Genomic DNA, 25,092 nt, shown 5'->3' on the forward strand with positions numbered 1-25,092 from the left:
TGTCCGTCAGTACAGGGTCGACTTGCCGGCCGCGTTGAAGAGGTCGATCTTCTGCGCGGCGGTCACCTTCATGGCCTCGATGCAGGGCGGCTGGATGGAGTTGGGCTCCCTCAGCGTCCCGTCGGCCAGGACCTCGCGCATCTTCTGGTGGTAGGCCACCTTGATGTCGCTGGAGATGTTGATCTTGTTCACACCGAGCTTGACGGACTGGCCGATCTCGTCGTCGGGGTTGTTCGAGCCACCGTGCAGCACGAGGGGCACGCGCACCTTGTCCTTGATCTGCGTGAGCAGGTCGAGCTTGAGCTCGGGCTTCATGGTCGACGGGTAGATGCCATGGCTCGTCCCGATCGCGATCGCGAGGCTGTCGACGCCCGTGCGCTCGACGAACTCGACCGCCTGGTCGGGGTCGGTGTAGATGATCTGCGAGGCTCCGTCCTCGGCCTCGTCGTCCATCTTCCCGATCGTGCCCAGCTCGCCCTCGACCGACAGGCCGACCGCGTGCGCCGCGTCGACGACCTTCTTGGTGATCGCGACGTTCTCCTCGAACGGAAGCATCGAACCGTCGATCATCACCGACGTGAAGCCGCACTGGATCGCCGTGAGGATCTGCTCGTAGGTGCCGCCGTGGTCCCAGTGGATCGTCACCGGGACGCTGGAGCGGTGGGCGCGCTGGATGATCGCCGGCATCACGTCCTCGCCGATGTGGCTCAGCTCGTCGGGGTGGATCGCGATGATGACCGGGGACTCCTTCTCCTCGCTGATCTCGATGATCCCGTTCAGCATCGCGTAGTCGCTGATGTTGAACGCCGGCACGGCGAAATCGTTGTCGTTCGCCACGGACAGCAGGTCTACGCCGTTCAGCAACATGGGTACAACTCTCCTTGCTAGTTGGACGTGCGGGTTGAATCAAACCTTGACGGCACCGGCCGTCATCCCACCGATGAAATACCGCTGGAAGAACAGGAAGAGTGCCAGCACGGGAATGCAGCCGAGAATGCTCATCGCCATCATCTCGTTCCACTCATAGGAATGCTGACCCATGAGGAGCTGGATGCCGATGGGCACCGTGCGCATGTCCTCCGTCCGCGTCAGGGTGAGCGCGAAGAGGAACTCGTTCCAGCAGATCATGAACGTGTAGACGCCCACGGAGACCAGACCGGGCACGGAGATGGGGACGAGGATGCGCCACAACGCGGTGAGCGGACCGGCGCCATCGACCTTGACGGCCTCGTCCAGCTCCTTGGGCAGCGTGTTGAAATACCCGGTGAGCATGATGATCGCGTAGGGCAGCGTGAACACCATGTAGGTGAGGATCAGGCCCTGGTAGGTGTTGTAGAGCTTGAGCGCGACGACCAGCCCGAAGTACGGGATGAGCAGGGTGATCGGCGGGACCGCCTGCACGCTGACGATCACGACGCTGAGGATCCGCTTGAACTTGAAGTCGTAGCGGCTGAACGCGTAGGCCGCGAGGATCGCGACGACGAGCGTCAGGAACGTCACCGACAAGGCGACCACGTAGCTGTTGAAGAAGAACCGCAGCTTGGTCGGGTCGGTGAAGATCGTGGTGTACGCGTCGAACGAGAACGACTTGGTGATGAGCCGCGGCGGGTACTGGAAGATCTCGAGGTTCGACTTGAACGAGCTCGAGAGCATCCACAGGACCGGGAAGCCCGCGAACACCGCGCCGACGAGCAGCCCGAGGATCAGGCCGCCCTTCTTGGCCCGACGCGTCCGTGCCTGCTTGACCGTCATGGGCCGGCGCGTCTGGGACGTCACCGGAGGAGAGACGACTGTCGCCATGGTCAGTCCCGCGCTTTCTGGTGCCTGGCGTAGAAGACGGCCAGGATCATCGACAGGAGAAGAATGATGACCGCGGCGGCCGAGGCCACGGAGAACTCGTACCGGCTGAATGCGAGCTTGTACGTGAACGTGCTCAACATCTCGGTGACATTGATCGGACCGCCGCCCGTCGTCATCCAGATCAGCGCGAACTGCTGGGACGTCCAGATGAAGTCCAGCAGAGCCATGCTGATGATGATCGGCCGCAGCTGCGGGATCGTGATGTTGAAGAATCGTTGGACCGCATTGGCGCCGTCCACGCGGGCCGCCTCGTAAAGGTCCGCCGGAATGCCCTGCAGCCCGGCCAGCAGGCTGATCATGAAGAACGGGTAGCCCGCCCAGATGTTGATGAACGTGACCGACATGAGCGCGTGCGACGGGGAGGCCAGCCACTCGACGTCGGAGTTCAGCAAGTAGTTGATGACACCGTTCGGGGCCAGCATCAGCCGCCACAGGACCGCGACGATCGCGACGGTGAAAAGCCACGGCAGGACGTAGATCACGCGGAACAGGCCGACGAGCCTGCTGCTGAGCAGCTTGGTGTTCAGCATCATCGCGAACGTCATGCCGATCAGCAGGTGGGCCGCGACGCTCACGATCGTGAAGAACAGGGTGTTGCGGATCGCGGTGAAGAACACCGGGTCCTGGACCACCTCGAGGTAGTTGTCGAGGCCGACGAACACCGGGTTCTTGTTGGTGATCACGCCGCTCAGGAGCGAGTAGCCGATGACCATGATGATCGGCGTGATCATCAGGACGAGCATCAGGACGACTGTCGGTGCCAGGAAGCCGTACGGCGTGGCCCGGCGCTTGAACAGGGTCCAGCGTGGGCGCTGCCGGGGGACGTCCGCGACCGGGACGGTCGGGCGTTCGAGCTGGGAAGTGGACACGGGCGGATCTCCTCGGGATCGCGGCCGCGCCAGGCGTCGTCTGTGAGGGCCTGGCGCACCGGCAGCCCGGTGAACTCGTTGGCCGGGTAGCCGGCCTTGTAGATGTCGAAGGCGGTCTGGTAGAGCGCGTCGTCACCGAGGAAGTCGGGCGTCGACTGGGTGTTGCCCGGGAACGCCTTGGCCATCGTCGACAGCTCGGAATTCGTCTCCTGCGACATCAGGAAGTCGATGAGCTTCCACGCCTCGGCCTTGTGCTTGCTGTTCTCGGCGACCCCGATGCCCCAGGACGCGTACGGGATGCCGCGCTCTCCGGAGTAGTCGTCGGCTGCCGGGATGGCGGCGATGGAGAACTTCAGGTCGGGGTTGGCCTCACGGATCGTGGTCACGTGGGCCAGCGAGTCGATCATCATGCCGACCCGGCCGTTGGTGAACTCCTCGACCTTGTCCTGCTCCTTCATGGTCAGCGCACCGGGAGCGACGTAGCCCTTGTCGTACATGTCGACAACGAAGTTCGTGGCGCTGGCGACGTCGTCGTTGGTGACGTCCGGCTTGCCGTCCTTGAGCATCGAGCCACCCGAGGCCCAGACCCAGGACATGACGTCGTTCTGGATGCCGTTCGGCGCCTCCATCGACAGCGGCAGGACCCAGCCGTGCACCTCGCCGCCGAGACCCGTGACCGCCTCGGCGGCGGACTCGAACTCGGTGCGGTTGGTGGGCGGCGCCGCCACACCGGCCTGCGTGAGCAGGTCGTCGTTGGTGAACATCGGGTACACGAAGTTCACCACCGGGATCATGTAGGTCGAACCATCGACCTGGATCTGGCTGGCCAACTCGCTGTCGTCGTATCCGTTGTCGGACATGAGCGACGTGAGGTCGGCGAGCGATCCCTGCTTGGCGAAGTCGTTGACCCACGCGCCGTCGAGACCGACGACGTCCGACATGGTGCCGGCCGCGGACCCGGCGACGATCTGCTCCTTCGTCGAGGCGTACGGACCGCTGAGCAGCTTGACCTTGATGCCGGGGTTGGCAGCCTCGAAGTCGTCCATGACCCCGCGCAGCGCGCCGTCCGGAAGCTCGGGCTCCCACCACTGCGCGAACTCGAGCGTCACGTCCCCGCCTGAGGAAGCGCCGTCGTCCGAACCACTGCCACCGCTGCAGCCGGCCAGCACGATCGCGCCGGCGCCGAGGACCGCAATGAAGCGTCCACCGTGAGCTCCGTTGCCCATGACTCTCCCATCGTTGGTTGCCGCATCATGCGACTCCATGCGGACTTCTGCGTGTTTGCTCAACGTAGGCCTGGCCAAATCGGGCGTCAACCCCTGATTCGTGCCGGTCTGCAACTGGTACCCGAATCGTTACCTTGCGGTCAGATTTCGCAACACGTGTCCGTAACTGCAGGTCAGGACACGTATTATTCCTCGTGGCGGCGACCGGGCCCCTAGCTAGCCCGCTGCAGCAGCGTTGCACTTTCGTGCGTAGTTGCGCGGGGCTACCGTCGCAGAACCGCACGTCAGAGGCGATCTCGCGGGGTCGCCCTGGGTCCATGGGGCGCGACAAACCGCAGAACCTCGCAGGTTCGAGCGGTTTTGTGCTAGAAGTTCTGTGTGTCTGCGACCAGCCTGCCCACGTCCGAAGGCGACCGACGCCTCCCTGCCGGCCGCAAGGCCGACCTGGCCGCATTCGTCGGCGAGGTCGGACAGGTCACGGTCGCCCGGCTCGCCGAGCGCTTCGACGTCTCCCCCGACACGATCCGCCGCGACCTCGACCAGCTCGACGCGGACGGTGTGCTCATCCGGACGCACGGCGGGGCGGTCAGCCTCTCGGCCTTGCCACGCGCCGACACCGGCCTCGACGTGCGCCTGCGGCTGCAGACCGCGGCGAAGGAGCAGATCGGCGCGCTCGCGGCCGGGCTCATCGAGGACGGCACGGCGATCATGATCAACGCCGGCACCACGACGCTCGCGCTCGTGCGGCACCTGCGCGACCACCGCGAGCTGACGGTCGCGACGAACAGCCTGCGCATCCCGGCGGAGATCTCCCCGACCGTGTTCCGCGACCTCTACGTGTTCGGCGGCGCCGTCCGGCTCACCGCGCAGGCCACCGTCGGCCCGGTGAGCTTCCAGGCCGCGGTGGGCGACGACCGCGACATCCAGTGCGACCTCGCCCTGATCTCCGTCGGCGCGGTGTCCACGGGCGGCTACTCGACGAGCAACCTCGGCGAGGCCGCGATGATGAACGACATGATGGACCGGGCCTCGAGGGTCGCCATCCTGGCCGACTCCTCCAAGTTCGGCCGGCGGCTGTTCGCGCAGGTGGCCGACCTGGGCCGCGCCACCTACCTGGTCACGGACGCCGCCCCGCCCGCCGAGCTCGCGGACGCCCTGCGGGAGCACGACGTCGAGGTCCTTCTCCCGCCTGCGTAACCCTCGGTCCGCGACGCCGACGGACCGTCGCACCGCACGCGGAGCGCCGGGTCGGTGCGCGCCCCCCTAGGCCGTCAGACTCCCCCGGCCGTCTGCGCCGCGGCCTCGATCTCGGCGACGTAGGCGGCCCAGTCGATCTCCGGGATGTTCGGGTCGTCCGGCCGGCGGCCGACGCTGCCGTCGATGAGCTCGCGCACGATGTCGGCGTGGCCGGCGTGCCGTGCCGTCTCGACCGCCATGTGCACGAGCATCTGGTGCAGGGTCACCCTGCCCTGGTCGCCCCACCACGGGACGGTGCCGACGGCGTCGAGCGGCAGCGCCTCGATCGTCGCGTCACTGTGGGCAGCGCACCGGTGGTGCAGCTCCACGATCTGCTCGCGGCTCTCGTCGGCCGGGACCCACAGGTCCGCGTTGTCGGGCGCACCGTCCTCGAACCACGGCAGGTCGATGCCCGAGGGGCGGTCGAAGACCTCGCCGAAGTACCCGACCTCGACGCTCGCCACGTGCTTGACCAGGCCGAGCAGGTTGGTGCCCGTGCCGGTCATGGGACGGCGGACGCTGTACTCGTCGAGCCCGTCGAGCTTGCTCAGCAGGCTCGCCCTCTGCTCCCGCAGGTACTCGTGCAAGGTCTCTTTCTCGTCGCTCATCCCGCCACTATGGCGGCGCGCTCCCACATCGGCCCATTCACAACTAATGGGTTGTGCAACAGAACGGTTGTGCATACGCTCGGTCCATGCCCGTTCTGGAGGCCGACCTGACGCTCGTGTTCACCGCGCTCGCGGACCCCACCCGCCGCGCGATCCTCGAACGCCTCTCGCACGGTGATGCCACCGTGCACCAGCTCTCCGCACCCTTCGCGATGTCCCAGCAAGCCGTCTCCAAGCACCTGCTCGTGCTCGAGCGTGCCCAGCTCATCTCGCGCTCACGCATCGGGCAGTCGCGCCCGTGCTCGCTGGACGCCGAGCGCCTGGCCGAGGCCGTCCGCTGGATCGAGACCAACCGGCAGGTCTGGGCCGACCGGCACGACCGCCTCGCCGCCCACCTGGAGACGCTGTGACCGAGCTGGCCTTCCGCCGGATCCACCAGGCGACGCCCGAGCTGCTGTTCGACTGCATGACCACGCCCGAGCACCTGACGCACTTCTGGGGTCCCCAGGGCACGACGACCCCGGTCGAGAACATCACCGTCGACCTGCGACCGGGCGGCGCGTTCGAGACCACCATGGTCAGCGAGTCCGACGGCGGGACGTACACGATGCGCGCTGTCTACGTGGAGATCGAACGGCCCGACCGCCTCGTCTGGCAGGACGTCGACACCGACATGCTCACCACGATCACGTTCGTGGACCTGCACGACGGGCGCACCGAGGTGGTCACCCACCAGACGCGTGTGCCCGCACTGTTCGCGAACCCGCAGGCGCAGGCCGGGTTCGTCACCAGCCTGGACCGTTTCGACGCCTACATCCTCGACGGAGCACCCCGATGAGCACCCTGACCTCCCCCGACGGCACCACCATCGCCTACACCCGCGCCGGAGACGGCCCGCCCCTGATCCTCGTCGACGGTGCGATGTGCTACCGCGGCGCGGGCCCGATGGACGCGATGGCAGAGCTGCTGCAGGACGCCTTCACCGTCTACACGTACGACCGTCGCGGGCGGGGCGAGAGCACCGACACCCTCCCGTACGCGGTCGAGCGCGAGGTCGAGGACCTGTCGGCCCTCGTCGAGCTCGCCGGCGGCTCCGCCGGCGTCTACGCGATGTCGTCGGGCGGCGCGCTGGCCCTCCGGACCGCCGCGACGAGACCGAGCCTCACGAGGCTGGCCCTGTACGAGCCGCCCTACACGGCGGAGGCGGGACTGCAGGAGCGCGCGGACCAGTACACGGCCGAGCTCACCGGCGCCCTCGCCGAGAAGCGGACCGGCGACGCGGTCGCGGCCTTCATGTCCTACGTCGGCGTCCCGGCGCCCGTCGTGGCCGGCATGCGCACGCAACCGGGCTGGGACCTGTTCGAGGCCATCGCGCCCACGCTCGCCTACGACAACGAGCTCATGACGGGCAGCCGCGTCCCGGGCGCGATCGCCCAGGCTGTCCACGCGCCGGTCCTGGTCGTCACCGGCGGAGCCAGCCCGCAGTTCCTGCACACCGCCGGGAAGGCCGTCGTGGACCAGCTGCCGCAGGGCGAGCACACGACCCTGGGCGGGCAGACGCACGACGTCGACGCCGCGGCGCTGGCGCCCGTGCTCCGGGAGTTCTTCCTGCGCTGAGGTGCACTGTCTTCATCTGATCCGGATGATGACGTGCACCTCGGCGACGGAGAGTCTGCAGAGGGTGAGTCGTCGAACCCGGAGGCCTCGCATGCGTCTTTCCGTCCGAAGTTCCGTGCCGAGCCTCGTCGTGGTCGCCCTCCTGGCGCTCGCAGCGTGCTCGTCGGACGAGCCCGGCGCGGGACCCACGCCGACTCCTTCCCCCACCCCGACGCCGACCGGGCTGTCGGCGGCGGCGTGGGCCGACAACGTCTGCACGGCGCTGGGCGACCTCACGACCGACATCGGCGCCGTGGCGGACGGCCTGAGTGTGGAGCTGGGCTCCGGCGACGCGCTCGACCAGCTCAAGACGCAGCTGAGCGACAACATCGCGACGGCCGGAGCCTCGCTGGACGACCTCAGGTCGGCGATCGGTGACGCTCCCGACACCGAGGAAGCCGAGGCGTTCCAGGCGAGCCTGCAGACCAGCGCCGACGAGGTCGGCACCGCGACGCAGGAGGCCAGGGATGCCGCGCAGGAGGCCGCCGACGCCGAGAACGTGGCCGGCTTCCTGGGCTCGGCCGGTGCTGCGCTGACGGCGACCTCGGCCGCGATGACCGCCGCGAAGGACTACGCGACCACGCTCCTGACGACGGCCTCGAACTCCGGAGCGACGCTGAAGTCGGCGTTCGCGGACACCGAGAGCTGCACGGCCCTGAACGCGAAGTCCTGACGTGGGCGCCGAGCGGGATCGCGTCAATTCGTTCGGGAAGCTCGAGGACGGGCTGCTCCACGCCAGCGACTGGTACCTGTGGGGCCCGTACCTCAGCGAGCGCCAGTGGGGCACCGTCCGCGAGGACTACAGCGCCGACGGCGAGGCCTGGGACCACTTCCCGCACGACCAGGCGCGCTCGCGTGCCTACCGGTGGGGCGAGGACGGTATGGCCGGCTTCAGCGACATACAGCAGCGCCTCTGCCTGTCGCTGGCGCTCTGGAACGGCTCCGACCCGATCCTCAAGGAGCGGATGTTCGGCCTGACGGGCAACCAGGGCAACCACGGGGAGGACGTCAAGGAGTACTGGTGGTTCAAGGACGCCCTCCCGAGCCACGCGCTCAACCGCTGGCGCTACCACTACCCGCAGGGAGAGTTCCCGTACGAGGAGCTCGTTGCCGAGAACGGCCGACGGGACAAGCTCCAGCCCGAGTACGAGCTGCTGGACACCGGAGCCTTCGACGACGACCGGTTCTGGGCGGTCGAGGTGGAGTACACGAAGGACGGCCCGCACGACGTGCTGATGACGGTGCAGGTCACCAACGCCGGACCCGACACGGAGACCTTGCACGTCCTGCCGACGGTCTGGTTCCGGAACACCTGGTCGTGGGGCGACGACGAGCCCAAGCCGCAGCTGCGGGCGGGCGAGGGGTCGTCGATCGACATCGACCACCCGCTGTTCGGCGACCTGGAGCTCGTCGTCGGTCCCGGACCGGACGGCGTCGCTCCCCCACTGCTCTTCTGCGACAACGAGACCAACGCCGCGAAGCTCTTCGACGTCGACGAGAGCCCGGCCTACCCCAAGGACGGGATCAACGACCACGTCCTGCACGGCGCGGACACGGTCGACCCGCGGCGTTCGGGTACCAAGGCTGCGGCCTGGTACCAGGTCGAGGTCGCGTCGCAGCAGACGGTCGAGCTGCGTCTGCGGCTGCGGCCGCGCGGCGGGGCGCGCCCGGCGCTCGGGTCGTCGTTCGACGCCGTCACCGCGCTGCGCCGCGCTGAGGCCGACGAGTTCTACGCCGAGCTGACGCCGGCGGGCACGAGCGCCGACGAGGCACTCGTCATGCGTCAGGCCTTCGCCGGGATGCTCTGGTCCAAGCAGCTCTACGCGTACGACGTCGGACGCTGGCTCGACGGTGACCCCGGGCAGCCGGTGCCCCCCGAGTCGCGCAAGACCGGGCGGAACAGCACGTGGCGCAGCTTCGACGCCTTCGACATCATGTCGATGCCCGACCCGTGGGAGTACCCCTGGTTCGCGGCGTGGGACCTGGCGTTCCACTGCGTCGCCCTCGCGCACATCGACCCCGCGTTCGCCAAGTACCAGCTCGTCCTGATCTGCCGCGAGTGGTTCCAGCACCCCACGGGAGCGCTGCCCGCGTACGAGTGGTCGTTCGACGACCTCAACCCGCCGGTCCAGGCCTGGGCCGCACTCGAGGTGTTCGCGGTGGACGGGGGCACCGACCTCGACTTCCTGCGGCGCGTCTTCGACAAGCTGCTGGTCAACTTCACCTGGTGGATCAACCGCGAGGACGCCGACGGGTCCAACCTCTTCGAGGGCGGGTTCCTCGGGCTCGACAACATCGGCCCGATCGACCGCGACAGGCTGCCGGTCGAGGGCGTCCTGCAGCAGTCCGACGCGACCGCGTGGATGGGCCTGTACTCGCTGCACATGGCCACGATGGCGTTCGTCCTGCGCCGCCGGGGCAACCAGCCGACGCAGGACCTGACCATCAAGTTCCTCGAGCACTTCGCCCTGATCAAGAACGCCCTGGACGACCAGGGGCTCTGGGACGAGACCGACGGGTTCTTCTACGACCGCATCGCTCTCGACGACGGTCAGCGCATCCCCGTGAAGGTGCGCTCGATGGTCGGTGTGCTGCCCGTCCTCGCCGGGCTGGTGATCGACGAGTCGCTCATCTCGCAGGTGGGGACCCTCGGCAAGGGCTTCGCCAACCTCCTGGGCGATGCCCTGGACCCGGCGAACCTCACCCCGGGCAGCGGCGCCGTCCGGGGCACCCCCGGCGACCGCCGGATGCTGATCGGGGTCGTGGGTGTCGAGCGCATCGAACGGCTCTTCTCACGGCTCTTCGACGAGAGCGAGTTCCTCTCGCCCTACGGCCTGCGCGCCGTCTCGGCCACCCATCGGGACCACCCGTACGTGCTCGAGATCGGCGAGCTCACCGCGAGCATCGACTACGAGCCCGCCGAGTCCACGACCGCGATGTTCGGCGGCAACTCCAACTGGCGGGGTCCCATCTGGTTCCCGCTGAACTACCTGCTCGCGAGCTCCATCAGGGTCTACGGCACGTTCTTCGGCGACGACGCCCGCGTCGAGTTCCCGACGGGCTCGGGTGTGCACAAGTCGCTCACGGAGGTCGCCGAGGACCTGCGGACCCGACTGATCTCGTTGTTCACGCTCGGCGACGACGGACGTCGACCCTGCTACGGCTACGTCCCCCAGTTCCGGGACAACCCGCACTGGCAGGGGCTCGTGCAGTTCAACGAGTACTTCCACGGCGACAACGGGGCGGGACTCGGCGCTACCCACCAGACCGGCTGGACGGGGCTCGTCGCGGACCTGATCCGGCGTAGGCCCGGGTCCGGCGTCGCGTCGCTGAGCGATCTCCTGCACTTGCCCTCCAGCCCGGTCCCTTCCAGCACGGCCCCGCCCGGACCTGCCCCGACCAACCCCGTCCCACCCACGCGGTAGCGGCCATGGCCTCCGCTCTCGAGTCACGGGTCGTCAACGCCGCAGGGTTGGTCCAGGGCATCGTGCTCGTCACGTTCCCCGCCGCCAGCACGATCTTCACGTCGTCCGACGAGTACGACCTGTCGAGCACCCAGTACGGGACGCTGTTCCTGCCGCAGGTCGTCACCGCGATCTCGGGCTCGTTGCTGGGCAGCTCGCTCGCACGACGGTCCAGCACGAAGCGGGTCTGCCTGGCCGGACTGGTCTCCAGCCTGGTTGCGATGATCCTTCTGGTCGTCAGCGCACCCCTCGCCGGCGATCCGGCGGCCTTCCCCCTGCTGCTCGTCGCGACCGCCTTCGTCGGCCTCGGCTTCGGGCTCACCGTGCCCGCGCTCAACACCTTCGCCGCCGCGTTCCACCCCGACCGCGTCGATCGCTCGGTGCTCGTGCTCAACGCTCTGCTCGGCCTGGGCACCGCGCTGGCTCCCGTGTTCGTCGCCGTCTTCGTGGGCCTCGGCATCTGGTGGGGGCTGCCGTTGCTGTCCGTCCTGCTGCTGGTCTTCCTGCTCGTCGTCAGCGCCCGGCTGCCGCTGAGGATCGCCACCACGCAGGCAGCACGTTCCACCGGCTCCGTACCAGCGCGGTTCTGGCTGTTCGCGGCCGCGGCCGTGCTGTACGGCATCTGCGAGACGATGAACGGCAACTGGGCCCAGCAGGACATGACGGGCCGGCTCGGCGCGTCCGCGACCGTTGCCTCGATCGCGCTCAGCGCGTTCTGGGGCATGGTGACGGTCGGTCGGCTCCTCATTGCGGCCGTCCAGCGTCGGTTCCCTGCCGCGAGCGCGTACCGGCTCCTGCCGTTCGTTCTCGCACTGGCCCTCGGGCTGATCGCCGCGCTCCCGGAGGGCAGTCAGGTCGCCGGTGTCGTGGCGTTCGGGCTGGCGGGCCTCGGCTGCTCGGCACTCCTGCCCTTGACCATCAGCTTCGGTCAGGGCCAGCTGGTGACCATGTCGACGGCCGCGGCCGGTGCGATCATCGCGTTCTACCAGCTCGGATACGGCGTCGCCGCCTTCGGCACCGGTCCCTTGCAGGACTCCGGCGTCTCGCTGTCGACCCTCTTCGCCGGCACCGCCGTGCTGGCGCTCGTTCTCGGCGTCTGCGCCTTCGTGATCACCTCGGCCCGGACCACCCGCTCCAGCACCTCGTGAGGACCGCATCGTGAGTGCCAGCGGCACCCTTCCTGTACCTGTCCGGTCGACCCCGGGCTCGGCCTTCCCGCTCGGCTCCACGCTGCTGCCGGGGGGTACCAACTTCGCTGTGGCGTCCGACGTCGCGGTCGGCATGATCCTGTGCCTCTTCGACGCCGACGGCACCGAGCACCAGGTCCCGCTGGTCGACAACGACGCCGGTGTGTGGCACGCGTTCGTCCCGGGGGTCGAGGCAGGCACGCCCTACGGGTTCCGTGCCACCGGTCCGTGGGACCCGTCGAGGGGTCTGCGCTGCAACCCGGCCAAGCTGCTCCTGGACCCGTACGCGCGAGCCATCACCGGCGAGGTGGTCTTCGGCCCGGAGGTCCTCGGGTTCGCCGAGGGGTCCCCCGACGTGCCGAGCCTCCTGGACTCCGCAGCCCACGTTCCCCGCAGCGTGGTCGTCGACCAGTCCTTCGACTGGGAGGGGGACGTCCACCCGGGGACCAACTACGCCGACACGGTCTTCTACGAGGCCCACGTCAAGGGGCTGACGGCCCTGCACCCTGACGTCCCCGCCGAGCTGCGTGGCACCTATGCGGCGCTCGGGCACCCCTCGGTCATCGCCCACCTGGTCGAGCTCGGCGTCACGTCGGTCGAGCTGCTGCCTGTGCACCACAGCGTCCCCGAAGCGTTTCTCGCCCAGAGCGGGCGCACCAACTACTGGGGCTACAACACGATCGGCTACCTGGCGCCCCACGAGGGGTACTCGGCGCACGCGCGCGCCGGTCTGGTCGGCGGGCAGGTGGACGAGTTCAAGACGATGGTCAAGCGGCTGCACGCCGCCGGGCTCGAGGTCATCCTCGACGTCGTCTTCAACCACACCGCAGAGGCGGGCGACGGCGGTCCCACGCTGTGCCACCGCGGCATCGACAACCCCGCCTACTACCGCCTGAGCCCCGCCGACCCGCGCTACTACGTCGACACGACCGGTTGCGGGAACTCGCTCAACGTCGACCATGCGACCACGCTGCGGCTGATCATGGACTCGCTGCGCTACTGGATCCTCGAGATGCACGTGGACGGCTTCCGCTTCGACCTGGCGACCACGCTCGCGCGCGAGGACGGGAGCTTCGAACGCACGGCCTCGTTCTTCGACCTGATCACCCAGGACCCCGTCGTCGGCCGGACCAAGCTCATCGCAGAGCCGTGGGACGTCGGCCAGATGGACAGCTACAGCCTGGGCCGGTTCCCCCCGCTGTGGAGCGAGTGGAACGGTCGGTACCGCGACGGGGTGCGCGACTTCTGGCGCGGCACCGACGGGATGCTCGGCGAGCTCGCCACCCGGCTGTCCGGCTCGTCGGACCTGTTCGGCGGCTCGGTCCGGCGCCCGTCGGCGTCGATCAACCTGGTCACGGTGCACGACGGCTTCACGCTGCGCGACCTGGTCAGCTACGACCAGAAGCACAACGAGGCCAACGGCGAGGAGAACCGCGACGGCTCCACCGACAACCGGTCGTGGAACAGCGGCGCCGAGGGGCCGACCGACGACGAGGCGGTCGAGAAGCTGCGCGGGCTGCGCACCCGCGCGATCCTCACGACGCTGATGACCTCGCTCGGTGCACCGCTGCTGCTCGGGGGCGACGAGCTCGGACGGACCCAGGACGGCAACAACAACGCGTACTGCCAGGACGGCCCGATCGCGTGGGTGGACTGGTCGACGGCTGACCCGACCCTGCTGACGTTCACCCGACGCCTGATCGCTCTGCGCCGGGCGCACCCGGTCCTGCGGCGGCGACGGTTCCTGACCGGCGCGCAGGCCGAGGAGATCGGCTGGTACGCGACCACCGGACAGTTCATGACCGGCGCCGACTGGTCCGACCCCCGCGCGCGCTGCGTCGCGATGTACCTGGACGGCTCGGACGCCCCCGATCGCGACGACCTCGGTGCGCCGCTCGTCGACACCGACCTGCTCCTCCTGGTCAACGGATGGTCGGGCGACGTCGAGTTCACGGTGCCGGACGCCCGCCCCGGGGCGAGCTGGACAGCGGCGCTGGACTCGTCCGAACCGACGGGCGCTCCCGCCGTCGTGGCGCCGCGGAGCGCCGGCGCGCGCGTGTGGGTGCCCGGCTGGTCGGTGCTCGTCCTGACGAGCCCTCCTCCGACGGCGTGACGACAAGTCCCAAATTCCGACCCGCTTAGTCCAATATTCGAGACGTGGGTGTCGCCCCACGCCTGGGACCGCCATCCTCGTCACATGCAGACCAGCCGCGCCGCCTCGACGTGTTGTCACGTCGTCATGGCTTCCGCGTGCCCCTGCTGTCCGCGGAGCATCTGAACCCTCGGCCCCGTCCCCCCTCGGCCGCGCGTTCACCGCCCGGCCCCCGTCACGGACGACGGCCTGGTAGGACCGCGCGCCACCCCCGTCCCCCGCGGAGGAAACGCCCTCATGGCGTCCACCTTGTTCGTTCCTGCCCGAGTCCCAGGCCGTGCCGTCGCGCACGAGCCGGTCCGTGCTGCCGCGCGATGTCGGCGATGTCCGTCGCCCGCCCGCCGCACGCGTTGACCGACCGACTCGATCCCGAAGGACCCTGACATGACCGCTCGCCCCGCGCACCGCGCGCGCCGCCTTGCCGCCACCTTCACCGCCCTGCTCACCGCGGGCGTCCTCGCCTCCCTCGCCGCCTGCTCCTCGGACGCCGGCGCGACCGCCGAGCCGTCGGCGACCGCGACCGACGACGCGCCGGCCGCGCTCGCGGAGGCCCCCGAGCTGCGTCTCGGCTACTTCGCCAACGTCACGCACGCGCTGCCCCTGATCGGTGTGGAGGACGGCACCTACCAGAAGACGCTCGGCGACACGAAGCTGACCACGGAGATCTTCAACGCCGGACCGGCAGCCGTCGAGGCGCTGTTCGGCGGTGCGATCGACGCCGCGTATGTCGGCCCGAACCCGGCCATCAACGCGTTCGCGCAGTCGAACGGCGAGGCCATCCGCATCGTCGCCGGTGCGACGTCCGGCGGTGCGCAGCTCGTCGTGAACGACTCGATCACGACGGCGGCAGACCTCAAGGGCAAGACGCTGGCCACGCCTCAGCTCGGCAACACCCAGGACGTCGCCCTGCGCGCCTGGCTCGACGACCAGGACCTCAGCAGCTCGCTCACGGGTGCGGCCTCGGACGTGAACATCGTCCCGCAGGAGAACTCGCAGACCCTGGACGCCTTCAAGGCGGGCCAGGTCGACGGGGCGTGGCTTCCCGAGCCGTGGGCCTCGCGGCTGGTCGACGCCGGCGCGCACGTGCTCGTCGACGAGAAGGACCTGTGGCCGGACGGCGACTTCGTCACCACGCACCTCATCGTCTCCACCGAGTACCTCGACAAGTACCCCGGTACGGTGAAGAAGCTGATCGAGGCGGAGTACGCGACCAACGAGTGGATCACCGCCAACCCGGACGCCGCCAAGACCGCGGCCAACGCGAACATCGAGAAGCTCACCGGCAAGCCGCTGGCCGACGGTGTGCTCGACCGGGCGTGGGGCAACCTGCGTCTGACGCTCGACCCGATCGCGTCGAGCCTGCAGACGTCCGCGGACCACGCCGTCGCGGTCGGCACCTCCAAGGAGACCGACCTCACGGGCATCTACGACCTCACGCTCCTCAACCAGGTGCTCGAGGCCAACGGACAGAAGGCGGCGGACGACGCCGGGTTGGGAGCAGGCGGCAAGTGACCACCACCGCGACGGCGGCCGGCGGCCCGGGCATCTCCGATGCCCCGGCCGCCGTTGCGGCGCGCCTCACCGACGTCACCCAGCACTTCGGCGAGGCCTCGCGCCCGCCGGTCCTCGAGCACATCGACCTGACGGTCGAGCCCGGGGAGTTCGTCTGCCTGCTCGGCGCCTCCGGGTGCGGCAAGTCGACGCTCCTCTCGCTCGTCGCCGGGCTGGACAAGCCCGTCAGCGGCACGGTCGAGGTGCCGGGCGGCCGGCCCGCGCTGATGTTCCAGGAGCCCGCGCTCTATCCCTGGCTCTCCGCCGGCGCGAACGTCGAGCTGGCGCTGCGTCTGCGCGGCGTGCCCCGCAAGGAGCGCAAGACGGAGGCGCAGCGGCTGCTGTCGCTGGTCCGGCTCGACGGTGCCGCGCCCAAGCGCGTGCACGAGCTGTCCGGCGGCATGCGGCAGCGCGTCGCGCTGGCCCGCGCGCTCGCGCAGGAGGGCGACCTCCTGCTCATGGACGAGCCGTTCGCCGCGCTCGACGCGATCACACGCGACGTCCTGCACGAGGAGCTGACCCGGATCTGGTCGGAGACCGGCCGCGCCGTGATCTTCGTGACCCACAACGTGCGCGAGGCGGTCCGGCTCGGCCAGCGCGTCGTCCTGCTGTCGTCTCGACCCGGTCGGGTGGTGCGCGAGTGGCGCATCGACATCCCGCAGCCGCGTCGCATCGAGGACGCCGACGTGTCCGCGCTCAGTGCCGAGATCACCGAGCACCTGCGTGAGGAGATCGCCCGCCATGGCCACTGAGACCACGACCCCGGTCACGGCCCCGGTCCACGAGAAGCCGTCCGACAGCGCCCTGGCGGCGGGGCTCGACGCGCTCGAGACCCCGATCCTCAACCCGCGCCCGTCGTTCCTGTCCCAGGTCTGGCGTTCGGCCTGGCCCGTGCTCGCCGCGCTCGTCGCCCTCGTCGTCGTCTGGCAGATCGCGTTCGTGCTCGAGCTCAAGCCGCCCTACGCGCTGCCCAGCCCGGCCGACACCTGGCAGACGTTCCTCACCACGGTGCAGGACGGCACGGCGTGGCTCGCGATGAGCACGAGCGTCCGTCGCGCGGCGGTCGGCTTCGTGATGTCGGTCGTCGCCGGTGTCGCGATCGGTACCGCGCTGGCCGCCTCGCCGCTGCTGCGCCGCGCGTTCGGACCGATCATCACCGGCCTGCAGTCCCTGCCGTCGGTCGCCTGGGTGCCCGCCGCCATCATCTGGTTCGGCCTGACCGACGCGACGATGTACGCGGTCATCCTGCTCGGCGCCGTCCCGTCGATCGTCAACGGCCTGCTCACGGGCACCGACCAGGTGCCGCCCCTGTTCCTGCGGGTCGGCCAGGTGCTGGGCGCCCGCGGCTGGACGCGGATCCGGTACGTGCTGCTGCCGGCCGCGCTGCCGGGCTTCCTCGGCGGGCTCAAGCAGGGCTGGGCGTTCGCGTGGCGCTCGCTCATGGCGGCCGAGCTCATCACCGTGTCCATCGGGGGCGGCCTCGGCCAGCTCCTCGACACGGGCCGCAGCCTCAACGACATGTCGCTGGTCATCGTGTCGATCTTCCTGATCTTCCTGGTGGGCATCGCGATCGAGCTCATCGTCTTCTCGCCGCTCGAGCGCTCGGTGCTCCACGCGCGCGGGCTGACGGGCCAGACGTCGAGCACGGGACGTCGCAAGTAGTCCTTCGATGAAATGCTAATGAGAACTGCTATCGTTTTCGATGAAGCAGCCCAGCGGGCTGTCGTCGTTCACGACAAGGAGTCCTCATGCGCTCGCTCCCCCGCCTGGTCGCCCTGACCGCCGGTCTCACCCTCGCCCTCGCGGCGTGCTCGACGACGTCGACCGACGACCCCTCGGACGCGGATGCGCGGCTCAGCGTCGTCGTGTCGACGAACGTCTACGGCGACATCGCACAGCAGGTGGGCGGGGACCTGGTCGACGTCACGTCGATCATCGAGGACCCGTCGGCCGACCCGCACTCGTACGAGGCGAGCACGCAGACCCAGCTCGCCGTGTCCCGGGCCGACCTCGTCATCGAGAACGGCGGCGGGTACGACGACTTCGTCGACACCATGCTCAAGTCGCTCGACGACCGGCCGGCCCTCGTGAACGTCGTGGAGCTGTCCGGGAAGACCGCGGACGCCGGGCTGAACGAGCACGTCTGGTACGACTTCCCGACGGTCGCTGCGCTGGCCGAGAGGCTCGCCGCCGAGCTCGGCACCCTCGACGCCGCGCACGCGGCGCAGTTCGAGACGAACGCGGCCGCGTTCACGGCCCAGGTGACCGGCCTGCAGAACGACGTCGCCGACCTGGCGACGACAGCCAGGGGCAAGGGCGTCGCGATCACCGAGCCCGTGCCGGGCTACCTGCTGGACGCCGCCGGGCTGGTCGACCGCACGCCCGCGGCGTTCTCCGAGGCCGTCGAGGAGGGCACCGACGTCCCGCCGGCCGACCTGCAGGCGACGCTCGACCTCTTCGCGACGCACGCCGTCTCGGCGCTCGTCTACAACGCGCAGACCACCGGCCCCGAGACCGAGCGCGTCCTGCAGGCGGCGAAGGACGCGGGTGTGCCGGTGGTGCCCGTCACCGAGACGCTCCCGGCCGGCCAGGACTACGTGTCCTGGATGACCGCGAACGTGGAGGCCCTGCGCGCGGCCCTCGCCTCGTGAGCACGGTGCTGTCGCTGCGCGACGCCCGCCTCGCCTACGGCGACCGGACGGTCTGGTCGGGCCTCGACCTCGACGTGGCACGCGGCGAGCTGGTGACTGTCCTGGGCCCGAACGGGTCGGGCAAGACGAGCCTGCTGCGCGCGGCCCTCGGGCTCCAGCCGCTCGCCGCGGGCAGGCTGGAGATCCTCGGGCGGTCCGCGCGACGAGGCAGCGGGGCCGTGGGGTACGTGCCGCAGCAGCGGCTCGTCGACCCGGTCACCCCCGTGCGCGCCCGCGACCTCGTGCGCCTCGGGATCGACGGGAACCGCTGGGGGCCGGGCCGGACCAGCCACCGCACCCGGGTCGAGGAGCTGCTCGACGCGGTCGGGGCGCGGCACCTCGCGGACGTTCCGCTGGGGATGCTCTCGGGCGGCGAGCAGCAGCGCGTGCGCATCGCCCAGGCGCTGGGCACGGACCCGGCGCTGCTGCTCTGCGACGAGCCGCTGCTCTCGCTCGACCTGCGTCACCAGCACGGGGTGACAGCGCTGCTCGACCGCACCCGTCAGGCCACCGGCACGGCGATCGTCTTCGTGACCCACGAGATCAACCCGGTCCTGCCGTACACCGACCGGGTGCTCTACCTCGCGCCGGCCGGGCACGCGGTCGGTCGGCCCGACGACATCCTGACCAGCGACAACCTGACCCGGCTCTACGGCTCACCGGTGGACGTCCTGCGCGCGCGCGACCGCGTGATCATCGTCGGCAACGACGAGACGGCCCACCACCCGGTGCCGGCATGAGCCGGTTCGACGACTACGGCGCCCTGCTCGCCCTCGTGCAGAACTCCCTCGTCGCCGCGGTCGTGCTGGGCGTCGTCGGCGGCCTGGTCGGGGTGTTCGTCATGCAGCGCGACCTCGCGTTCGCCGTGCACGGCATCTCCGAGCTCTCGTTCGCGGGCGCCGCCGTGGCCCTGCTGTTCTCGGTGGACGTGGTGCTCGGGTCGGTGCTCGGGTCGCTCGTCGCGGCGACGCTGATCGGCGTGCTCGGCGCCCGGGCACGCGACCGCAGCTCGATCATCGGCGTGCTCATGCCGTTCGGGCTCGGGCTGGGCGTCCTGTGCCTGGCGCTCTACCCGGGCCGGGCGGCCAACAAGTTCGGCCTCCTCACCGGGCAGATCGTCTCGGTCGACGACGCGCACCTGTCGGCGCTCGTCGCCATCTCCGCGGTCGTCCTGGCCGGGCTCCTCGCCATCTGGAGACCCCTGACGTTCGCGGGTGTCGACCCCGACGTCGCCGCCGCCCGGGGTGTCCCGACGCGGGGGCTGTCGATGGCGTTCATGGTCCTGCTCGGGCTCGCGGTCGCCATGGCCGTGCAGGTGGTCGGCGCGCTGCTCGTGCTCAGCCTGCTCATCACACCCGCCGCTGCGGCCGTCCGCGTGAGCGCGTCGCCCGTGGTCGTCCCGGTGCTCAGCGTCCTGTTCGCCGTGACCAGCGCGGTCGGTGGGATCCTGCTCGCCCTCGGCGGGTCGGTGCCGATCAGCCCCTACGTCACGACCGTCTCGTTCGCGATCTACGTGGTCTGCCGGGTCGTCGGGACCCGTCGGACGCGACTCGGCTGGGCGGCCCGGGCCGTCGCCGCCTCATGAGGGCGCGCGCGGTCCTCGCGGCCGTGATCGGGCCGCTCGTGCTGGCCGCCGTCATCGGCATGGCCCTGACCTGGCCTCACGGCACGTCGTCGTCCGCACAGATCGCCGGCCTCGGGGACGACGGCGTCACGTACGAGTCGGCCACGGTCACCGGCACGCGGCAGGAGCAGTGCGAGGCGACCGTCGAGGACCGGCTCCCCGACGGGACGCTCCCCGACCAGGTCGCCTGCCTCAAGGTGCTCGCGACCGTGACGTCGGGGCCGCAGGAGGGCACCGCGATCGAGGTCTGGGCGACCGCCACGACGACGCCCGCCGACGTCCCGGGCGGCACCCGCATCATCGTCCAGCACTACCCCGCCGCGGACGGCTCCCCGCAGACCTGGGCGTGGTCCGACTACGCGCGCGGCGTGCCCCTGGCGACGTTCGCCCTCGCGTTCGTGATCCTCGTCGCGCTCGTCGCGCGGTGGCGCGGCCTGCTCGCGATCCTCGGCCTCGTGATCTCGTTCGTCGTGCTCTGGGTGTACGTCCTGCCGGGCCTGATCGCCGGCGAGAACGCGATGGTCCTGGCCCTGTGCGGGTCGGCCGTGATCATGGTGGTCGTCCTGTACCTCGCGCACGGCGTCTCGTTGCGCACGAGCACCGCCCTGGTCGGGACGCTCACGGGACTGCTCCTCATCGCCGGGCTCGGCGCCCTCGGTGCGCACGCCGCGCACCTGTCGGGCGTCGCGTCCGAGGACGACTTCCGGCTCGCGTCCCTGCTCGGGGACAACGGCGCGTCCGCCTTGCACGGAGTCTTCCTCTGCGGGGTCGTGCTGGCCGGGCTGGGCGTGCTCAACGACGTGACGATCACGCAGGCGTCGGCAGTCTGGGAGCTGCGTGCCGCCGACCCGGGAGCCGGGTGGCGGTCGCTCTTCGACGGCGGCATGCGGATCGGGCGCGACCACATCGCGTCCACGATCTACACGATCGCGTTCGCGTACGCGGGCGCGTCCCTGCCGATCCTCCTCCTGCTGCAGATCTACGACCTGCCGCTCGGCCAGACGCTGACGGGCGGCCAGTTCGCGCAGGAGATCGTCCGGACCCTCGCGGGGTCGATCGGGCTCGTGCTCGCCATCCCGTTCACCACCGCGATCGCCGCGGTCGTCGCCCGGTCGCAGGCACCGTCCTCAGGACACCGGCACAGCCACCGGCACTGAGTCGTCCTCCGGCGCCGCCCTGACCGAACGGCCCGACCGCACGACCCACGCCGCGACGGCCGTCGTGAACGGGATCGCGAGCACCAGGCCGATCGACCCGACGAGCGTGCGGGCCACCTCCTCGGCCAGCTCGCCGCTGGTCAGGGCGTCGAGCATCCCGCGGTCGGACATGCTCACCAGCAGGACGAGCGGCAGGGTGGCGCCGACGTACGCGAAGACGATCGTGTAGACCGTCGACGCGATGTGGTCGCGGCCGATCCGCATCCCCCGCCCGAACAGGTCCTTCCACGACGCGTCCGGCGTCCCCGCGTGCAGCTCCCACACCGCCGACGCCTGGGTGATCGTCACGTCGTTGAGCACGCCGAGCCCCGCGATCACCATGCCGCAGAGCAGGATCGAGCTCATCCTGGCCTGCGGCGCGTACGAGATCAGGTCGAGCGCGTACTCGCCGGACAGGCCGGTCAGGTGCGCCGCGCCGCTCGCCCACGCGGCCAGGAACCCGGTCGCGAGCAGGCCGAGCAGCGTGCCGACCAGCGCAGTCGACGTGCGCAGCGTGAACCCGTGCGCCAGCGGCAGGACGACGAACATGATGGCCGACGCCGTCACGAGGGCCACGGGCAGCGCCGGCTGGCCGTCCAGCAGCGCCGGGAGCATGAAGACCCCGATCACCCCGAGCGAGATCCCGAGCCCGACGAGCGCCCCGAACCCGCGCCAGCGCGCGACCGCGATCACGAGGACACCGAACACGAGTGCCAGCAGGGCGAGCGGCGGGCCGCGAACGAAGTCGGTGAACACGAGGCCCTGGCCCGGCGCGGCCGCGTCGCCCAGGTCCGCCGCGATGATCTCGTCGCCGACATGCACCTCGGGCAGGTACTCGGCGGGGACCTGCACCCAGACGCTCGTCCCGTCCGCGGTGGTCGCCTCGACCTGCTTCAGCGGGTCGTCCTCGCCCGGGTGCACGGCGGCCACCGTCACCTTGGGGAACGTCATGCCCGGCGCGGACGTCTGCAGGACCGGCCGCTGGCCGGACGGCCACAGCACCCAGGCGCCGACCACGGTGAGCAGGAACGCCGGCACGAGGAGGGCGGCGAACACCCGTCGGGCGTGGTGGCGGACCTGCGGCGAGGCGGGCGTGTCGTCGTGGGTGTGCACCGTTCCAGGGTCCGTCGCGCGCCCGGCACCGGGGCCCGGACACGCCGAGAGGACCCTGATCCACGGACCGGCTCGATATCGGGCGGGCGCTCTGTCACGATCAGCACGTGACCAGCACCGACGCGACCTGGACCGAAGCGAGCATGACCCTCGACGGTCGCCAGGTGTTCTACCGGCGCAGCCCCGACGTCGAGGGCGGCATCCCGATCGTGCACGTCCACGGGTTCGGGATCTCCGGGTCGTACCTGATGCCGACCGCGCGACTCCTGGCCGACCGCGGCGCCAACTTCGTCCCCGACATGCCGGGCTACGGACGCAGCGAGCGTCCGCCGCACACGCTCGGGATCCCCGCGCTCGGGCACGCGCTGCTGGAGATGCTCGACACCCTAGGCTTCGAGAAGTCCATCCTCATCGGCAACTCGATGGGTGCCGTCGTCAGCCTCGAGGTCGCGCACGCCGCCCCCGAGCGGGTGCACCGGCTGGTCCTGGTCTCCCCGGCCGGCGGTGTCCACAACCAGCCGCTGAGCCGGGCGCTCAAGCAGCTCGCGACCGACGGCGTGCGCGAGAGCCCGAAGATGGCGCGCGTCGCCGTGCCGGACTACCTGAAGTTCGGCCCGATCAACACGCTGAACCTTCTCGGTGAGCTCACGCGGTTCCCGTCTCTCGAGCGGCTCATCCGCGTCCCGGTGCCGTCGCTGGCGGTCATCGGCTCGAAGGACCCGCTGATGCCCGAGCCCCGGCGCGTCCGCGAGGTCAGCAGCATCTCGCCCGACCACGTCACGGTCGTGCTCATCGAGGGCGCCGCGCACGCGATCAACTTCAGCCATCCCGGCGAGCTGGCGCACGTGATCACGTCGTGGCTGGACGACAAGGAGATCGTCGACGACCCCGACCAGCCCGGTCTGACCCGGGTGCTGCGGCTGCCGCGCGGCTGATCACTCCGTCAGTCGGTCCAGCAGGAGCGCCTGCAGCTGCGGGTCGGCCAGGGGCCGGAAGTGTCCCGGCGTGTCCAGCACGACGTCCTGAGCACCGTCGAGCGCGCTGCCGCCGGGGATGTGCGGGTCCCAGAAGGCGTGGACCGACGTGATCCGGCGGTTCACCTCGACCTCGGCGGCCAGCGCCACGATCGTCGCGTCGGACGGGATGAACGCCCGCACCGAGCGCATGGGGATCCAGCGCGCGTAGACCGAGCCGGCGAACGGCGTGTTGACCGCGACCATCGAGTCGATCCTGCCGTCGGGGTCCTGCTGCAGCATCGCGAGCTTGCCGATCAGCCCGCCCTTGCTGTGCGCGACCAGGACGACGTCGCGCAGGTCGTGCTCGACCAGGTAGGCACCGAGGACCGCCGCGGCCTCGGCGACCGGGCGGCGGTTGTAGCCCAGGGCCGGGACCGTGTGCACGCGGACGCCGTGCGCGAACAGCAGCTCCCCCAGCGGCTTGAGGAACTGCCACGGCTCCCACACGCCGGGCACGAGCACCACGGGCGGCCCGACCGGTGCGTCCGGTGCCTCCCACGCGTCCGCACCCCGCGACGAGGCCAGCTGCCAGCCCAGCACGCTCGCGTAGTCCCGGGCGCGCCACCACAGGTGCCGCACGGCGCCCGGGCGGCGCGGGGTCTCAGGGTCCGGCATGCGGCCATCGTGCCGCATGCCGCGGGATCGGCACGGCCTGGGCGCGGAGCTTGCGGCCCTCGTCCGTGAGCACGAGGAGCAGTGCGCGCTCGTCGGCGGCGTCCCGCTCGCGGCGCAGCAGGCCCATCGCCTCGAGGCGCCGGACCAGCGGCGACGTGGTGGCCGGCTCGAGGTGCAGGTGGCCCGCCAGCTCGGTCAACGAGATGGGGCCGTACTGCCACAGGGCCAGCATCGCCAGGTACTGCGGGTGCGTCAGGCCCAGCGGCTCCAGCAGGGGCCGGTAGAAGCCCACGAGGCTGCGCGCCGCAGCCGAGACCGTCAGGCAGACCTGCGCCTCGACGGCGAGCGGGTCGGGCTGCTCGTCGGACATCGCCCCTCCTCCGGGATATAGTTAGTGCACTAAGCATAGGAGACGATGTGAGCGAGAAGCGCCGCCGGGACGCCACCGAATGGCTCCTGACCTACTTCGGGCCGGCACAGGTGGGCAACATCCGGGGCCGCAGGCGCGCCCTCACCGACGCCGAGCGCGAGCGCGACAGCCAGCTCCGCCAGGAGTTCGTGCGCGTGGTCGGGCCGGACGGTCGCACCTTCCTGGTCGAGCGCGACCACGACGGGTGAACCTGCGCTTCATCCTTCCGAGTGAGGCGCGAGCCTGCCAACGTGGACATTCCGGACATCCACGAGGGGGCAGACCATGGTTCGACTTCGCACCACCCTGACCGCGGCCGCGCTGGCCGCCGGAGCACTCCTGGCAGCCGCCGGGCCCGCGGCGGCCTGTCCCGCGGACCCGCGGGCGAACCCCACGTACTGGGAGTACGGCGGCGTGTACGACTGCTCGCGGACCGACCTGCCGCCCGGCGTGCACACCTGGACCAAGCCGTCGGCGGTGGCGTTCGTCGCCATCAAGCACGGGCGGCAGTACTTCGTGAGCGACCTCGGGGACGCCAACGAGGGTGACCGCACCTACACCTTCGACCGGAGCATCCGGTTCGTCGTCACCTGCCTGTTCACCGACGTCTGACGGGCCCG

Annotated in this window: 26 protein-coding genes; 18 read left to right on the forward strand and 8 right to left on the reverse strand. The window is 70.3% G+C overall.

Annotated elements, in window-relative coordinates; all coding sequences use genetic code 11:
- Nucleotides 1-6: 6 nt before the first annotated feature.
- The 4 genes from AC1DUE_RS09345 to AC1DUE_RS09360 are packed head-to-tail and all read right to left on the reverse strand — an operon-like array spanning nt 7 to nt 3,955.
- Nucleotides 7-867, reverse strand: coding sequence for a ketose-bisphosphate aldolase (locus AC1DUE_RS09345; RefSeq protein ID WP_477039128.1), 861 nt, complete (start codon nt 865-867; stop codon nt 7-9).
- Between the two features lie 39 nt (nt 868-906).
- The gene (locus tag AC1DUE_RS09350) at nt 907-1,800 is read right to left on the reverse strand and encodes a carbohydrate ABC transporter permease (RefSeq protein ID WP_477039129.1); all 894 of its coding nucleotides are present in this window, start codon (nt 1,798-1,800) and stop codon (nt 907-909) included.
- 2 nt (nt 1,801-1,802) lie between these two features.
- Nucleotides 1,803-2,603: a carbohydrate ABC transporter permease gene (locus AC1DUE_RS09355; RefSeq protein ID WP_477039130.1), complete on the reverse strand. Its 801-nt coding sequence runs from the start codon at nt 2,601-2,603 to the stop codon at nt 1,803-1,805.
- Complete coding sequence (locus AC1DUE_RS09360) at nt 2,603-3,955, reverse strand: ABC transporter substrate-binding protein (protein WP_477039131.1); 1,353 nt, start codon at nt 3,953-3,955, stop codon at nt 2,603-2,605. Before AC1DUE_RS09360 ends, AC1DUE_RS09355 begins: the two co-directional genes overlap by 1 nt.
- A gap of 378 nt (nt 3,956-4,333) precedes the next feature.
- Between AC1DUE_RS09360 and AC1DUE_RS09365 the strand changes: the two genes are divergently transcribed.
- A complete protein-coding gene (locus tag AC1DUE_RS09365; RefSeq protein ID WP_477039132.1) occupies nt 4,334-5,152 on the forward strand; it encodes a DeoR/GlpR family DNA-binding transcription regulator in 819 nt (272 codons plus the stop codon).
- Nucleotides 5,153-5,226: 74 nt separating this feature from the next.
- On the opposite strand, the gene AC1DUE_RS09370 is transcribed toward AC1DUE_RS09365, so the two are convergent.
- On the reverse strand, nt 5,227-5,799 hold the full coding sequence (locus AC1DUE_RS09370) for a DinB family protein (protein ID WP_477039133.1): 573 nt from the start codon (nt 5,797-5,799) through the stop codon (nt 5,227-5,229).
- A gap of 86 nt (nt 5,800-5,885) precedes the next feature.
- Here AC1DUE_RS09370 and AC1DUE_RS09375 point away from each other — a divergent pair, with 86 nt between their 5' ends.
- From AC1DUE_RS09375 to AC1DUE_RS09440, 14 genes are all read left to right on the forward strand, one after another.
- The gene (locus AC1DUE_RS09375) at nt 5,886-6,209 is read left to right on the forward strand and encodes an ArsR/SmtB family transcription factor (protein WP_477039134.1); all 324 of its coding nucleotides are present in this window, start codon (nt 5,886-5,888) and stop codon (nt 6,207-6,209) included.
- On the forward strand, nt 6,206-6,637 hold the full coding sequence (locus AC1DUE_RS09380) for an SRPBCC family protein (RefSeq protein WP_477039135.1): 432 nt from the start codon (nt 6,206-6,208) through the stop codon (nt 6,635-6,637). Before AC1DUE_RS09375 ends, AC1DUE_RS09380 begins: the two co-directional genes overlap by 4 nt.
- On the forward strand, nt 6,634-7,416 hold the full coding sequence (locus tag AC1DUE_RS09385; RefSeq protein WP_477039136.1) for an alpha/beta fold hydrolase: 783 nt from the start codon (nt 6,634-6,636) through the stop codon (nt 7,414-7,416). The genes AC1DUE_RS09380 and AC1DUE_RS09385 overlap by 4 nt, the downstream gene beginning before the upstream one ends.
- A gap of 115 nt (nt 7,417-7,531) precedes the next feature.
- The gene (locus AC1DUE_RS09390) at nt 7,532-8,128 is read left to right on the forward strand and encodes a hypothetical protein (RefSeq protein ID WP_477039137.1); all 597 of its coding nucleotides are present in this window, start codon (nt 7,532-7,534) and stop codon (nt 8,126-8,128) included.
- A 1-nt stretch (nt 8,129) separates the two neighbouring features.
- Nucleotides 8,130-10,880: an MGH1-like glycoside hydrolase domain-containing protein gene (locus AC1DUE_RS09395; RefSeq protein ID WP_477039138.1), complete on the forward strand. Its 2,751-nt coding sequence runs from the start codon at nt 8,130-8,132 to the stop codon at nt 10,878-10,880.
- A 5-nt stretch (nt 10,881-10,885) separates the two neighbouring features.
- Nucleotides 10,886-12,067 carry an MFS transporter gene (locus AC1DUE_RS09400; protein WP_477039139.1) on the forward strand — a complete coding sequence of 394 codons (1,182 nt, stop codon included), beginning with the start codon at nt 10,886-10,888 and terminating at the stop codon, nt 12,065-12,067.
- A 10-nt stretch (nt 12,068-12,077) separates the two neighbouring features.
- Nucleotides 12,078-14,219 carry a glycogen debranching protein GlgX gene (gene glgX, locus AC1DUE_RS09405; protein WP_477039140.1) on the forward strand — a complete coding sequence of 714 codons (2,142 nt, stop codon included), beginning with the start codon at nt 12,078-12,080 and terminating at the stop codon, nt 14,217-14,219.
- A 423-nt stretch (nt 14,220-14,642) separates the two neighbouring features.
- Nucleotides 14,643-15,770 (forward strand): ABC transporter substrate-binding protein, encoded by a 1,128-nt coding sequence (locus AC1DUE_RS09410; RefSeq protein ID WP_477039141.1) that lies wholly within the window; start codon nt 14,643-14,645, stop codon nt 15,768-15,770.
- A 32-nt stretch (nt 15,771-15,802) separates the two neighbouring features.
- Nucleotides 15,803-16,561, forward strand: a complete 759-nt coding sequence (locus tag AC1DUE_RS09415) for an ABC transporter ATP-binding protein (protein WP_477039277.1) — start codon at nt 15,803-15,805, stop codon at nt 16,559-16,561.
- Nucleotides 16,551-17,471, forward strand: coding sequence for an ABC transporter permease (locus AC1DUE_RS09420; RefSeq protein WP_477039142.1), 921 nt, complete (start codon nt 16,551-16,553; stop codon nt 17,469-17,471). Before AC1DUE_RS09415 ends, AC1DUE_RS09420 begins: the two co-directional genes overlap by 11 nt.
- Nucleotides 17,472-17,557: 86 nt before the next feature.
- Entirely contained in the window at nt 17,558-18,460 is a 903-nt protein-coding gene (locus tag AC1DUE_RS09425) for a metal ABC transporter solute-binding protein, Zn/Mn family (protein ID WP_477039143.1), read from the forward strand.
- Nucleotides 18,457-19,239, forward strand: a complete 783-nt coding sequence (locus AC1DUE_RS09430; RefSeq protein WP_477039144.1) for a metal ABC transporter ATP-binding protein — start codon at nt 18,457-18,459, stop codon at nt 19,237-19,239. Before AC1DUE_RS09425 ends, AC1DUE_RS09430 begins: the two co-directional genes overlap by 4 nt.
- Nucleotides 19,236-20,084, forward strand: a complete 849-nt coding sequence (locus AC1DUE_RS09435) for a metal ABC transporter permease (protein WP_477039145.1) — start codon at nt 19,236-19,238, stop codon at nt 20,082-20,084. The genes AC1DUE_RS09430 and AC1DUE_RS09435 overlap by 4 nt, the downstream gene beginning before the upstream one ends.
- Complete coding sequence (locus tag AC1DUE_RS09440; RefSeq protein WP_477039146.1) at nt 20,081-21,280, forward strand: YibE/F family protein; 1,200 nt, start codon at nt 20,081-20,083, stop codon at nt 21,278-21,280. Before AC1DUE_RS09435 ends, AC1DUE_RS09440 begins: the two co-directional genes overlap by 4 nt.
- Here AC1DUE_RS09440 and AC1DUE_RS09445 read toward each other — a convergent pair.
- Nucleotides 21,251-22,432, reverse strand: coding sequence for a YibE/F family protein (locus AC1DUE_RS09445; RefSeq protein ID WP_477039147.1), 1,182 nt, complete (start codon nt 22,430-22,432; stop codon nt 21,251-21,253). The two genes, AC1DUE_RS09440 and AC1DUE_RS09445, sit on opposite strands and share 30 nt — an antisense overlap.
- Before the next feature lie 107 nt (nt 22,433-22,539).
- Between AC1DUE_RS09445 and AC1DUE_RS09450 the strand changes: the two genes are divergently transcribed.
- The gene (locus AC1DUE_RS09450) at nt 22,540-23,367 is read left to right on the forward strand and encodes an alpha/beta fold hydrolase (protein WP_477039148.1); all 828 of its coding nucleotides are present in this window, start codon (nt 22,540-22,542) and stop codon (nt 23,365-23,367) included.
- On the opposite strand, the gene AC1DUE_RS09455 is transcribed toward AC1DUE_RS09450, so the two are convergent.
- Entirely contained in the window at nt 23,368-24,063 is a 696-nt protein-coding gene (locus tag AC1DUE_RS09455; protein ID WP_477039149.1) for an esterase/lipase family protein, read from the reverse strand.
- Entirely contained in the window at nt 24,050-24,433 is a 384-nt protein-coding gene (locus AC1DUE_RS09460) for a MarR family winged helix-turn-helix transcriptional regulator (RefSeq protein ID WP_477039150.1), read from the reverse strand. The genes AC1DUE_RS09455 and AC1DUE_RS09460 overlap by 14 nt, the downstream gene beginning before the upstream one ends.
- 47 nt (nt 24,434-24,480) lie before the next feature.
- On the opposite strand from AC1DUE_RS09460, the gene AC1DUE_RS09465 reads away from it, so the two are divergent.
- Together AC1DUE_RS09465 and AC1DUE_RS09470 are read left to right on the forward strand one after the other, a co-directional pair.
- Nucleotides 24,481-24,681: a hypothetical protein gene (locus tag AC1DUE_RS09465; RefSeq protein WP_477039151.1), complete on the forward strand. Its 201-nt coding sequence runs from the start codon at nt 24,481-24,483 to the stop codon at nt 24,679-24,681.
- Between the two features lie 76 nt (nt 24,682-24,757).
- The gene (locus tag AC1DUE_RS09470) at nt 24,758-25,084 is read left to right on the forward strand and encodes a hypothetical protein (protein ID WP_477039152.1); all 327 of its coding nucleotides are present in this window, start codon (nt 24,758-24,760) and stop codon (nt 25,082-25,084) included.
- The last annotated feature ends 8 nt before the right edge of the window (nt 25,085-25,092 follow it).

It is taken from the genome of Cellulomonas sp. P4_A2, from assembly GCF_056402515.1.